At 34.0% G+C, this 13,535-nt stretch carries 11 protein-coding genes; 1 reads left to right on the top strand and 10 read right to left on the bottom strand.

The window, feature by feature from the left end; all coding sequences use genetic code 11:
- Window positions 1-54: 54 nt before the first annotated feature.
- The 7 genes from tsaB to rpiB form a co-directional block, all read right to left on the bottom strand.
- Window positions 55-741, bottom strand: coding sequence for a tRNA (adenosine(37)-N6)-threonylcarbamoyltransferase complex dimerization subunit type 1 TsaB (tsaB, locus tag MP477_RS05335; protein ID WP_257189476.1), 687 nt, complete (start codon window positions 739-741; stop codon window positions 55-57).
- 70 nt (window positions 742-811) lie between these two features.
- On the bottom strand, window positions 812-1,561 hold the full coding sequence (locus MP477_RS05330) for an SDR family NAD(P)-dependent oxidoreductase (protein WP_257189475.1): 750 nt from the start codon (window positions 1,559-1,561) through the stop codon (window positions 812-814).
- Window positions 1,562-1,662: 101 nt separating this feature from the next.
- Window positions 1,663-2,034 carry a YraN family protein gene (locus MP477_RS05325; RefSeq protein ID WP_257189474.1) on the bottom strand — a complete coding sequence of 124 codons (372 nt, stop codon included), beginning with the start codon at window positions 2,032-2,034 and terminating at the stop codon, window positions 1,663-1,665.
- Window positions 2,035-2,061: 27 nt separating this feature from the next.
- Entirely contained in the window at window positions 2,062-2,991 is a 930-nt protein-coding gene (locus MP477_RS05320) for an LD-carboxypeptidase (RefSeq protein ID WP_257189473.1), read from the bottom strand.
- Window positions 2,988-3,674, bottom strand: a complete 687-nt coding sequence (locus MP477_RS05315; RefSeq protein ID WP_230033116.1) for a LysE family translocator — start codon at window positions 3,672-3,674, stop codon at window positions 2,988-2,990. Before MP477_RS05315 ends, MP477_RS05320 begins: the two co-directional genes overlap by 4 nt.
- A gap of 268 nt (window positions 3,675-3,942) precedes the next feature.
- Complete coding sequence (gene rnr / locus MP477_RS05310) at window positions 3,943-6,093, bottom strand: ribonuclease R (protein ID WP_257189471.1); 2,151 nt, start codon at window positions 6,091-6,093, stop codon at window positions 3,943-3,945.
- A gap of 334 nt (window positions 6,094-6,427) precedes the next feature.
- Window positions 6,428-6,862 (bottom strand): ribose 5-phosphate isomerase B, encoded by a 435-nt coding sequence (gene rpiB, locus MP477_RS05305; RefSeq protein ID WP_230033127.1) that lies wholly within the window; start codon window positions 6,860-6,862, stop codon window positions 6,428-6,430.
- A gap of 554 nt (window positions 6,863-7,416) precedes the next feature.
- On the opposite strand from rpiB, the gene pgk reads away from it, so the two are divergent.
- Entirely contained in the window at window positions 7,417-8,607 is a 1,191-nt protein-coding gene (pgk, locus tag MP477_RS05300; RefSeq protein WP_257189470.1) for a phosphoglycerate kinase, read from the top strand.
- Window positions 8,608-10,176: 1,569 nt separating this feature from the next.
- On the opposite strand, the gene MP477_RS05295 is transcribed toward pgk, so the two are convergent.
- The 3 genes from MP477_RS05295 to ybeY all read right to left on the bottom strand — a co-directional run bounded on the left by MP477_RS05295 (window position 10,177) and on the right by ybeY (window position 13,532).
- Entirely contained in the window at window positions 10,177-10,998 is an 822-nt protein-coding gene (locus MP477_RS05295; protein WP_257189469.1) for a class I SAM-dependent methyltransferase, read from the bottom strand.
- A 114-nt stretch (window positions 10,999-11,112) separates the two neighbouring features.
- Window positions 11,113-12,975 carry a tRNA uridine-5-carboxymethylaminomethyl(34) synthesis enzyme MnmG gene (gene mnmG, locus MP477_RS05290; RefSeq protein WP_257189468.1) on the bottom strand — a complete coding sequence of 621 codons (1,863 nt, stop codon included), beginning with the start codon at window positions 12,973-12,975 and terminating at the stop codon, window positions 11,113-11,115.
- 140 nt (window positions 12,976-13,115) lie between these two features.
- The gene (gene ybeY / locus MP477_RS05285; protein ID WP_257189467.1) at window positions 13,116-13,532 is read right to left on the bottom strand and encodes an rRNA maturation RNase YbeY; all 417 of its coding nucleotides are present in this window, start codon (window positions 13,530-13,532) and stop codon (window positions 13,116-13,118) included.
- Between the last annotated feature and the right edge of the window lie 3 nt (window positions 13,533-13,535).

The raw sequence follows: 13,535 nt of genomic DNA, 5'->3' as shown, positions 1-13,535 counted from the left end.
AAAAAGCGAAGATTAACTCTTCGCTTTTTATATGTAATAGCCTATTTTTTATGATCATATAGAATCTGAGGATTTCTTTTTCTTCACTCCGTGGAAATCTTTTAAATAAAAAGGCTCAAAGTAAGCAATATCTTCAAAGTCTTTATGTTCTATTTTTTCTAATGATTTTTTGATAAGATATTGAGCAGAAGGGTAGACATCTTCTCTAAAATCCGCCTGGGGAAGATTTAGAATCTCTTTTGCTTTCTTCGCTCCGTCTCCTACAAATATCACTTTCTTATCTTTAAACTCTTCAAAAGAGGTTTCATCTAAAATCTTAGCTTCTGTATTGCTGAGTTCAATTCCCGTCAGACCGTCATAAACGGCCGTATAAACCTCCATTCTTCTTGCGTCGACTAATGACACTACAAAATCATAGTTAGGCCCTAAAAAGGGTTCTATCATGCTTTCCATAGAATTTACGGCAACCAATGGGATGTTCAATCCGTAGCAGAATCCTTTTGCCGAAGCCGCGCCAATTCTTAACCCGGTATAAGATCCCGGTCCTTTTCCCAGTGAAACGGCCTCAATATCTTTCACCGAAATTCCCGCTCCCTCCAATGCCCATTCTACAAATGTGTGCAGGCTTTCAGACTGTTTATAGTTTTCTGAAACTTCTTCGGAAAGGCACAATAGTTTTTCATTGTCTGAAATTGCTACAGAACAGTTTTTAGAAGAGGTTTCAAGATATAAAATTTTCATTTTCTTATTTTAAACTAAACCGCAAAATTGCTTTTTAAATATGCTGCAAATTTACGCCTTTATTTTGAGACTATTTTCTGTAGATGGTTCTTGGTTCTGCCTGAGCACTAGGATAAATGGTCATATCAGAAACAGTAACATGCTTGGGGGCATTTATACAATAAGCGATAGCATCTGCAATATCTTCTGCTTTTAACGGTTCATATCCGGCGTATACCGTTGAAGCTTTTTCACTGTCTCCTTTAAACCTCACTAAAGAAAAATCAGTTTCCACAGCTCCCGGCTGAATATTGGTCACTTTAATTCCAAACTCTGTAAGCTCTAATCTCATGCCTTCAGAAATCACATCGACAGCCTTTTTGGTAGCGCAGTAAACAACTCCATTGGCATAAGTTTGTCTTGCTGCCACAGAACTTATATTGATAATATGACCTAAGTTTTTAGTTTTCATAATTGGGATGATCATTTTAGAAACATAGAGTAATCCCTTTACATTTCCGTCGATCATAGAATCCCAGTCATCAGTCTTACCGGCAGAAAGAGGATCTAATCCATGCGCATTCCCGGCATTATTAATCAGAACATCAATATCTTTCCAATTCTCAGGAAGGGAGTTAATGGCTGCTTCAACTTCTTCAAGGTTTCTAACATCAAATATTAAACTAAATATTTCGGTAAATTCAGATAATTCTGTTTTTAAAGATTCTAATGCTTCATTTCTTCTCCCGCAAATGATTATTCTGTTACCTTGTTTTGCCAAAAGTTGTGCTGTGGATTTTCCTATACCGGAAGTAGCCCCGGTTATTACTATTGTTTTCATACAATTAAAATTTTAATGTAAAAGTGTCCAACTATAATAGTCTTTCAATACTTGATTTTTTGATATTGGATGATTCATTTATATGCTGAAACACGTATTGATCAATTGGCATCCAACGCCTGAAAAGCGTCGATTATATGGTCAATACTTAATTTTCTTTTTTCATCAGGAAGAACTGAAATAATATCAAATCTTACCTCATTCTTTTTATCTGTTTCCTCTAAATAATGGTTAGCTGCAGAGACAATTGACTTTATTTTTGCCTTGGTAACGGCTTCCTGAGGAAGCATAAAAGCATCAGTAGACCTTGCTTTTACTTCTACAATAATGATTACATCTTCTTTCTCAGCAATAATATCAATCTCCGCTTTTTGAAAACGAAAATTCCGGGCAAGAATAGTATAGCCGTTTTTCTGAAGATAATCAGCGGCCATGTCTTCTGCTATTTTGCCAAAATCATTATGGTTAGCCATAGTCTGGATTTGAGAATCAGGGATATTTTAGAATTCAATTTTCACTTTAGTCTCCATTTTTATTGTAGCAGTTCCTCCAATTAAAAGAGGTCTGTTGTCTTTAATGTGTCCGTTTGGGAAACCAAAAACTACAGGGAATTTATACTTTGAAAGTCTTTCTGAAATCAGTTGGTAAGCAAATTCATCAAAACTCTCCTCATAACTTTTATTATCTTTTTCATCACCCATATTGGTCATTCCTCCTACAATAAGCCCTTTAATTTTATTAAAAACCCCGGCCAGTTCAAGGCTCATAATCATCCGGTCTAAAGCATAAAAGTTTTCTCCGATATCTTCAATGAATAAAATTTTATCTTTAAATTCAAAGGAATACCGGGTTCCCAAGAGAGCGTAAATCAGGGCTAAATTTCCACCCACAACTTCGCCTTCTATATTTCCTTTCTTATTCAATGCATGAGCATTAAGGTTGTATTTTGGGGCTTTTCCCTTTAAGATATCAAAGATCATATCATAACTTTCTTCCGTTACTCCAAAGCTTGATGTTTTGATCGTCTGCCCATGAATGGAAACAAATCCCTTCTTCAGCAGGTAACTTTGGATCACCGTATTATCAGAATACCCGATATACCATTTCGGATTTTTGGTGAAGTTTTTCAATTTCAGATGCTGAATCAGATGCTGGCAGCCATAGCCTCCTCTGGAAGCCCATATAGCACCAACTTCTTTATCGTTTAAAGCCCAGTTGATATCCTGTATTCTTTCCTGCTCTGTTCCGGCATAATTATACCCATTTGAAAATTTAGTGTAAAGATGTTGTCCTAAAACAGGTTCAAATCCCTTATTTTTAATCATTTTTATTCCCTTTTCCAGCTGGGATACATCTACAGCTCCCGCAGGGGAAATAACAGCTATTTTAGCCCCTTTTTTAAGGGGTTGTGGAAAGATATTTTTTTTCATTCTGTTTTTTGATATTTGACTTCTTTCTTTTCAGCTTCTTCTAACTGTCTGTCAAACTGATTAAACTTTTTAAAACTTTGGAGGAAGATAAAGAAACTGAAAACAATAAGAATTACCCCAACAACTCTTCTGATTTTATTAGCCAGTTTCTGGGTAAGTTTATCGTGAAATTGCTTGGCAAGAAATATTTTGGCCAGATCAATGGAAAGATATGTTGCGAGTACAATGCCTATATATAAAATAAAACTACTGGTGTTAGGATATTGATTTCTCACAGAAATTACCGTTACCAGCCAGAAAAGGATGACTCCTACATTTAAAAGATTAAAGAAAAAACCATTAAAAAAAGTTTTAAAATAATTTTGTCCGATAATTTTTTCCTCTCCGGGCATATGCATTTTGGTTTTGGTAACCAGCATCACAATTCCATACACAAAAATAAGGATAGAAGTTATTCTGTAGAACCCGGGATGTTTATCAATTAAAGTGACAATATCCGAACTGGCATAATATGCCGCAACAATACATAATAGATCCGCACTGATTACTCCCAGATCTAAAGCCAAAGCATGTTTGGGGCCTCTGGAAAAGCTGGTTTCAATTAAGAGAAAAAATATAGGCCCTATAAAAACCAGACTCAGCATGAATCCTAATATAACGGCAGATAGTACAAGTTCAAACATTTAATATGATTTAAAATGAAAAAGATTTTCATTCCGTTTTATACAAAGTTAGACTTTATGATTTAATTATTCAATAAAGTTGTTATATATCAACTCTAATTACGGCAAGTTTAAGACACGCTATTTTTAAGAAAAGAAATTGGAAACAAGAGGGAAAATCTTACTGAAGTCCGGAGAGAAGGGGCAAGAAAAAAATCAACCCTATCTGAAAAATTGTATAAAAAAAGAGGCTGCTCTTGTACAGAACAGCCTCTCCTTTATTATTATTTTAAACGACTTGAAAGTCTAGTTGTTTTTGAATAAGATTGGCTTTCACAACCTTAATGCGAAGTTCATCTCCCAACTGATATCGATTTCCGTGTCTTACTCCATATACAGCATGTGTTTTTGCATCGTATGAATAAGAATCATCCACAAGGTCTCTTAGTTTGATTAATCCTTCGGCACCGTTTTCAGGTATTTCAACCCAGAAACCAAATTCAGCAACTCCGGAAATCACTCCTGTAAATGTTTCTCCAAGGTGTTTTTCCATAAACTTCACCTGCATAAATTTGATAGAATCTCTTTCCGCATCAGCCGCCAATCTTTCCATTGAACTGCAGTGTTTCGCTTTTTCTTCCAGCTCCGGTCTGTTTGGCGATTTTCCTCCATCCAGATAGTGCTGAAGAAGACGGTGAGCAATCAAATCCGGATAACGACGGATAGGAGAGGTGAAGTGGCTGTAATACTCAAAGCCAAGACCATAATGTCCAATAGGATCTGTAGAATATACCGCCTTAGTCATACTTCTCATAGCCAGCGTTTCAATCATATTTTCTTCGCCTTTTCCTTTGACATCATGAAGTAATTTATTCAAGGATTCTGCTACTTTTTTAGTATTGGCAAGATTCATTGTATACCCGAAAGTAGATACAAAATCTCTCAATGCTTCCAGTTTTGCAGGATCCGGATCATCATGGATCCTGTAAATAAATGTATTGTTGGTGATTTCACCTTTATTTGTCAATGAAACAAATTCAGATACTTTTTTATTGGCTAAAAGCATAAATTCTTCAATCAGGTGATTGGAATCTTTACTTATTTTAAAATAAACTCCAACCGGTTCATTATTTTCATCCAGGTTGAATCTTACTTCACTTCTGTCAAATGTAATAGCTCCATTTCTGATACGCTCATTACGCAGAATCTTTGCAAGTTTATCCAGGGTATTTATCTCTTCTGCCAGATCACCTTCGCCTGTTTCTATACGTTCCTGAGCTTCTTCATAGGTGAATCTCCTGTCTGAATGGATAACCGTTCTTCCAAACCACTGCTTTTGGATTTCCGCCTGATCATTCAATTCAAAAACGGCTGAGAATGTATATTTATCTTCGTTGGGACGAAGGGAACAAACATCATTACTTAATACTTCAGGCAACATCGGAACAACTCTGTCTACTAAATAAACAGAGGTCGCCCTTTTATAAGCTTCATCATCCAGAATAGTTCCCGGAACTACATAATGGGATACATCCGCAATATGAACTCCAATTTCCCAATTTCCATTTTCTAACTTTCTTATGGATAAAGCATCATCAAAGTCTTTAGCATCTTTGGGGTCAATAGTAAAAGTACAGATATCACGCATATCCCAACGCTTTGAAACCTCTTCATCCGTAATACTTCTGTCAATCTTATCTGCATCGGCTTCAACTTCCGGTGCAAATTCATATGGAAGTCCGTATTCTGCAAGAATAGAATGGATCTCTGTCTCATGTTCTCCAGGAGCACCCAATACCTGAATGATTTCACCTTCAGGATTTTTATCTCCAGGTTTCCATTCGGTCATTTTAACAACAACCTTATCTCCATCCTGGGCATCATTGAATTTTGTTTTCGGGATAAAAATATCGGTATTGATAGATTTTTTATCACAGACTACAAATCCAAAATCTTTATGGGCCACCTTTTGAAAAGTTCCTACAAATTCTGTTCTGTTTCTTTCCAGAACTTCCAATACAGAACCTTCCAGTTTCTTTCCTTTATAATGGTAAGTTATAATAAGAACTTTATCACCCTGCAAAGCATCTTTCACATTTTTGGCATGAACAAAAATATCATCCTCCACGCCTTCTACACTTACATAGGCATTTCCACTTTGGTTGAAATCGATAATTCCGGACATTGTTCCTGCAATTTTCAAATTCACAATATATTTACCTTTTTCCACTTCCTGAATCTTTTCCGATGCCTGAAGTTTATGGAGTGCCTGAATGACAAGTTCACGCTGTCTCGGGTTTTTATAATCTATCCCGTCAGCAATCTGTTTATAATTATAAATTTTTGATGCATTAGCATTCATAAAACGAAGGATCAGTCTCCCGATTTCCATCATTTTCAAATCATTTTTATGACTTATATATTTTCCTTTTTTTGGCATTTTAATTTTTTTTAATTGTTCATGGCTTTAATTCAATTAAAACCTTTTTCTAAATTTCCACTATACTTAATATAAAGGTAGTTAATTTTACTATTCAATTTCTTTTAGCCAATCAACAGTAATTTCCTTTTTAAATCAGTTATAACGGGATTTTTAGTTTTGTATAAATTTAATACAAATATGGAGAAGAAAAGAGAAAACCTTTTGCTAAATATCTTTTTATATATCAAAAAAGGTTCCGAAGAATAATAGAATGTAATTTCTATTGAACATTGCAAATGTACGAATAAAAAATAAATAAGGCTTGCAAATGAATTTACAAGCCTCAGTATACTTAGCAAACTGCTATTTTATCAACTCTATTTTGGTGTCTTCCACCTTCAAAATCTGTTGTAAGAAATTTTTCTACGATATCAATAGCCACTTCTTTGGATATAAACCTTGCCGGCATGGATATCATATTAGCATCATTATGCTGTCTTGCCAGTGTTGCAATCTCCGGCATCCAGCAAAGTGCACATCTGATCTTCTGGTGTTTGTTTGCAGTGATCTGAACTCCATTTCCGCTTCCACAGATCAAAATTCCCAATTCATTTTCCCCATTTTCTACAGAGGTGGCTGCAGGATGTACAAAGTCCGGATAATCCACACTGTTTGTGGAAAACGTGCCAAAATCCTGAACTTCAAACCGTTCTGAGAGATAGTTCTTAACAATCTCCTTATATTCATAGCCTGCATGGTCTGCTGCAATAGCAATTTTTCTTTTCATAGTACTTGTATTAAGCTTTATTAGATTCTATTTCCTTACAAAGGTAAGAATAATAACAAATAGTGTTAGTAAACCGGGGATTAATTGTGAAAAGGTATGTTAATAAGTGTGGAAAACTTTCATCAACTTTCTATTTTTAAAGATGAATTTATTTCGTAATAGAAAACCTTTCCGGAAATTTCAACCACAACTTTCCGATTGTTTTCTTCAGTTAATCCAAACTTTTTCCATAAAAAAATTACTAATAATTGATATTTACCAAAGTTATCAACATCTGTTAATAAGTACCAGAATAAGCAGGTTTACAATGATTTATAATGTGAATTAAATATGAATTTAACAAAAGCTATTTGTTATAAACTTTTAGCCTAAAACTTATCCCCGAAACTAACAACACTCAACAACAACTACATTATTCTTTTCTTTATAAGAGAAAAAATTGTTGATTAGTGAGTGAATGGGGATGGGGAAAGTTTTTGAAAACTTTTATTTCAATGGATCTGTTGAAAAAGTTTAAAACCTTACATTTGTGAAACGAAAATTCAACGATATTTATGAAAACAATCAATGATTTCAATTTTAAAGATAAGAAGGCACTGGTAAGAGTGGATTTCAATGTTCCACAGGATGACCAGCTTCAGGTAACAGATAACACAAGAATTGTTGCGGTGAAACCGACAGTAGAGAAGATTCTTAATGATGGCGGATCTGTCATCTTGATCACACATCTTGGAAGACCTAAAGGAGAGGTGAAAGATGAGTTTTCTCTAAAGCATATTGTAGGTGAAATTTCCAATGTTCTTGGGCAGGAAGTTAAATTTGTTGATGAATCTATTGGTGAGAAAGCAGAAAAAGCAGCTTCAGAATTGAGACCTGGGGAGATCTTATTATTAGAAAATGTACGTTTTCATAATGAAGAGGAAAAAGGGGATGAAGGTTTTGCTGAGCAACTTTCAAAATTAGGGGATGCTTTTGTAAATGATGCTTTTGGAACGGCACATAGAGCTCATGCTTCTACTGCTGTAATTGCAAAATTCTTTCCTTCGACTAAATTCTTCGGTTTGTTGATGGCTAATGAGCTTAAAGCAATTGATAAGGTATTAAAAAATGGTGAGAGACCTGTAACTGCTATTTTAGGAGGTTCTAAAGTTTCAACTAAAATCACCATTATAGAAAATATTCTTCCTGCAGTAGATAATTTGATTATCGGTGGAGGTATGGCATTTACTTTTATTAAAGCTCTTGGAGGAAAAATAGGTAATTCTTTAGTAGAAGAAGATAAGCTTCCATTGGCTTTAGAAATTTTAGGTAAAGCAAAAGAACATAAGGTAAAAGTGTATCTTCCTTCGGATGCTATTATCGCTGAGAGTTTTAGCAATGATGCTGAAAGAAAGGAAGCTGATATTTATGCTATTCCGGAAGGATGGATGGGACTTGATGCAGGCCATAAATCAAGAGATCAGTTTAATGATGTACTTTTAAATTCAAGAACTATTCTTTGGAACGGTCCAATTGGAGTTTTTGAAATGTCAAACTTTGCCGGAGGAACTATTGCACTTGGTGACAGTATTGCTGAAGCAACAAGACTTGGTGCTTTTTCTTTAGTTGGGGGAGGTGACAGTGTTGCTTTTGTTAAACAATTCGGGTACGGTGAGAAAGTAAGCTATGTTTCTACCGGTGGTGGAGCAATGCTTGAAAGTCTTGAAGGTCTTGAGCTTCCAGGCGTAGCTGCAATTAACAATTAATTTAAGTTTTAAAATACTAAACCTGCTAATAGAATTAGCAGGTTTTTTTGGGTCCGAATTATTTTTTTGATTCTATAATTTTAGGATGTAGTGCTATTTTTATGAGCAAAGAAAGACTAGAATAACAATTTATTTAACGTGTTTTTAGTACAATTGAGCTTGTAAAAAATCTTAATGCTTGTTATATTTTTTACGTTATTTCTATGTATGAAGATTCATTTTTATGATTATGTTAATACCTAATTGAATTGATTGGATATTAAATATATATTGAATGTTATTATAATTAGTGAATATAATAAAATATATAGTAAATAAACTGTTGTCCAGTGAGTATATTTGCTTGAATATTCTGCTTAAAAGCTATTTTTTTTCAATGTTTGTTTTATTCTTATCAAAGCTTTTTTGCATGGATTGACTAATAGATATTACTTATAGTTATAATGAAAAGTTATAACTTAAAATTAGTATTTGCTTTTATTCTACATGCTTTTTTAAGCAAATTATGTTTGTGTTATATTATTTTTTTCTGGCTATATTTTTATTTACGTCAATTTTTGACGGCAGCGGGAGATACATTTTTAGTACCAAATTGAAATAGTATGATGTATATAAATGAATTTTTTACAGTAGGAAATTCTGCTCATAATGATAATCTCGGTTAGTTTATTGATAACTTTAGTGGAGAGTGTCACCTTTCAAAAAGTAAGCAGATGGATTGATGAACTTTCTTACTTCCGATTGATAGTAGAGTGCTAAAAGATGAAATTATTTATCGTTCAGAGGAAATAATAATTCATGGGAGTAATTCTTTATTCTCCAGTAACAAGTTTACAATTATACGAGAATGAATTTTGTAGCTGAGTTCAAAAAGAAAAAAAGAAATATCACCAATATTTCAATTTCTGATAAAAATGGTGAGGTATTAAAAATACTATTTTCAATCGAGTACTATGATGTTCTGTATATTTCTAATTAACCTAAAGTTGAATGTACTCCTTTATCTGTATTTTTAGCGGATCCATAAGCTCAATATGTTTTATTGGTAAAAATACCTTTGCCTGTTGTCAATGGAGGATCATTAGTTTTAATCAGCCTTGTACTTTCCAATAATTAGAAGAGAGTAGGGGCGTATACTATTCAGCCGATGTATTAGGTTCCTGAACTTTCATACTTTTGTGCGGGTGGGATTTCAGATGTGAAATTTAACGTGGGCAGCACAACAATTTTTATTATTTAAGGAAATGTAAATTTTATAAGTAATTTGATTGTTAATCCTATAAAACATGATAGATATCTTTCGGTCTTTTTTTGAATAGAGAGGTAAGTATCTTTTTTTAGATCATTTAAGGAAAACTTGAATATTTATGAAATTAAAAGTAGAGCGAAGAATTTTTAAAAAGTCTTACGGTATGAAATTTTTTATCTCTTTTGAACTAAAAATTGAAAATCATAATATAAACTGATATTGGTATAAATTGAAAAACTCAGGAAATTTTCCTGAGTTTTTTATTTTTTAGGTAAAAGTGCTTAAAATTGACCTTCATAAATAGCTTGAAAATCGATTTTCTACTTTTTTTCGATAATGTATATCAAACTTGAAAATTCGTTCGTAAAAAGGGCTTTTATGTTCGAAATTGTTCCGTAGAACGTTGCTTTTAGCCAAAAAAGCGAAGATTTTTTGTATTTTTCGCTTAGCATGGAGATATAATATGAATCCAGGACAAGTGGTTTTATTTTTCTCATTTTCCAATCTGATTTCTTTGAAATTAAATTTTCCATTCCATTTTTAGAAAAATGATAGATATGTCTTGGTACATCATAAGCTGCCCAATATTCTTTATAATGTTTTGCATCATAAGAAGTAGGGTTGGGAACGGCAATTATTAAAAAACCTTTTTCTTTTAATTTCCCGTGAAATATATCCAGCATTTCATCCTGGTTTTCTATATGCTCAAATACATGCCATAATGTAATTGCATCCAGGCTTCGATCTTCAATTGTATGGATATCGTCCAAAATTTTGGCTTTGGTTATTTTACTTTCTACTGCTTTTCTTGCATCAGCATCAGGCTCGAAACCGAAAGTTTCAAAATCATTTTCTACATACTTTACAAATTCTCCGGCACCGCATCCGTAATCCAATATTTTCGATCCTTTTTTGATTCTATCAACGAGGATGTTTTTTTTATACTGAAGATTAAAAGACTGAAGAAATTTATATAATTTTTCTTTCAGACTTCCGGAATCCTGATGATGGGAGATATAATCTTCGCTTTCATAATATTTGGAAATATGGGATGGAATAGGGGTGGTTTTAAATACTCCCTTGGTTTGTGTTTCTTTAATTTCAAATATTTCCTGTGAAAGAAAATGATCTTTTATTTTCATTGAAGTCGTTATCTTTATATTTGAAAATTAAGATATCTAAAAGCTGAAATACGCTCTTAAATACCTTAATTTAGCTTTAACTTTTTAAATGTTTCACGTGAAACATTTATTTTTTTAACGTCCTAAATACACCAGTAAAACGTTTATATCGGATGGAGATACTCCGCTTATTCTTCCAGCTTGCGCTATAGTCTTAGGGCGGACGTTGGTCATCTTCTGTTTGGCTTCTGTAGAAAGGCTGGATAGCTTTGAATAATCAAAATCTTCAGGGATTTTAATGTTTTCCAATCGGTTTAGCTTTGCCACATTCTCCTTTTCTTTTTCTATATATCCTTTGTATTTGATATTGATCTCCGCCTGTTCTCTTACTTCGTCGCTATATTGAGAAGAGAATTCCTTGATGGCTTCAATTTCATCCATTTTATGTAGCGTCATATTCGGTCTTGTAAGGATCTGAGCTGCTCTGTAAGCCTGATCTACAGGATTACTTTCTATAGATTCCAGAATAGGGTTGATCATTCCTGGTTTTAAAGAAGTTTCTCGTAAAAATCCTTCAAGTGATTGACTGTCAGTAATTTTAGCTTCTACTTTCTTTAATCTTTCTTCTTTTGCCAGTCCTAATTGATATGCTTTTTCTGTCAATCTGATATCTGCATTGTCCTGTCTCAAAAGAAGTCTGTACTCGGCACGTGAAGTAAACATTCTGTATGGTTCTTCAGTTCCTTTTGTAATCAGATCATCTATTAATACTCCAATATAAGCTTCATCTCTGTTAAGGATGAATTCATCTTTTTCGTGAACTTTATTGTGTGCATTAATACCTGCCATTAAACCTTGACCTGCTGCCTCTTCATATCCTGTAGTACCATTGATCTGTCCTGCGAAATATAAATTATCAATTAATTTTGTTTCTAAAGTATGTTTCAATTGGGTAGGAGGGAAGTAGTCATATTCAATAGCATAACCCGGACGGAATACTTTTACGTTTTCGAATCCTGGAATATGTTTCATCGCTTTAATCTGTACATCTTCAGGAAGGGAAGAGCTGAATCCATTTACATAGATTTCTACTGTTTTCCATCCTTCAGGTTCTACAAAAAGCTGATGTCTGTTTCTTTCTGCAAAACGGTTGATTTTATCTTCAATACTTGGACAGTATCTTGGACCTAAACTTTGAATCGTACCATTGAACATTGGGCTCCTGTCAAAACCTTCACGCAAAATATCATGTACTGTTTCGTTGGTATATACAATATGACAGCTTAGTTGTTTTGTTAATTTTGGGGTATCAAGATAGCTGAATTTTTGAGGATTTTCATCTCCTTTCTGTTCTTCCATTTTGGAATAATCCAAACTTCTTCCATCTACTCTCGGTGGAGTACCGGTCTTCATTCTTCCTGCTTCAAATCCTAAAGAGACGAGTTGTTCGGTAATACCAAATGCTCTCGGTTCTCCCATTCTTCCTCCGCCTAATTGTTTATCACCAACGTGAATTAATCCGTTAAGAAATGTTCCGTTTGTTAAGACTACAGATTTTCCTTTTACTTCTATTCCTAAGGAAGTAATCACTCCCGTTACTTTATTGTTTTCTACAATAAGTTGTTTTACCATATCCTGAAAGAAATCAAGATTTGGAGTATTCTCTAATGCTAACCGCCATTCTTCTGCGAAAAGCATTCTGTCATTTTGGGTTCTTGGAGACCACATTGCGGGACCCTTTGAAAGATTCAGCATTTTGAATTGGATAGCTGATTTATCTGCTACAATTCCGGAGTATCCTCCCATTGCATCAATCTCTCTTACGATCTGTCCTTTTGCGATTCCACCCATTGCCGGGTTGCAACTCATCTGTCCGATGGTCTGCATATTCATAGTAACGAGTAGGGTCTTTGAACCCAGGTTCGCGGCAGCAGCTGCAGCTTCACAACCTGCATGTCCGGCACCTACTACTATTACATCATATATTTCTGAAATCATTTTATCTCGCTTATTTTAAGCTTTACACTTTGTTCTTATTACCAATGTTTCACGTGAAACATTTTTGAAGAATGCACTCTAGGTAAATTTATATTACAGCTAGAATAGAGCACTTTAGATATATAGCTTTAAGTAATTCTTTAATTTAAATCCTTATATCTGGATAAGTAAAGATCTTCCATTCTCCGCATCTCTTTTTCCTCTTCCTCAGTCTTATCTTTATACCCTGAAAGATGAAGAATACCATGGGCCAGAACCCTTCTTACTTCTTCTTCATAATCTCGGGATAGGGTAGTGGAGTTTTCGGAAATGCGCTGCAAAGATACAAAAATCTCTCCGCTTATTGTTTTCCCTTTTACATAATCAAAAGTGATGATATCTGTATAATAATCATGTTGCAAATAGTCCTGATTGATCTTGAGAAGATATTCATCATCACAAAAAATGTAATTGATTTCTCCCTGTTTTTTTCCTTCTGAAAGAATAATATCTTCCAGCCATTGTTTGTAATCTGTACTTACGCTTTCCGGTAAGTTTTCGTAAAAGAATTGTATCATTGT

This window comes from Chryseobacterium sp. WG23 (genome assembly GCF_024586575.1).
Lineage (GTDB): Bacteria > Bacteroidota > Bacteroidia > Flavobacteriales > Weeksellaceae > Chryseobacterium.
This window is presented reverse-complemented; position numbering and strand designations above follow the sequence as displayed.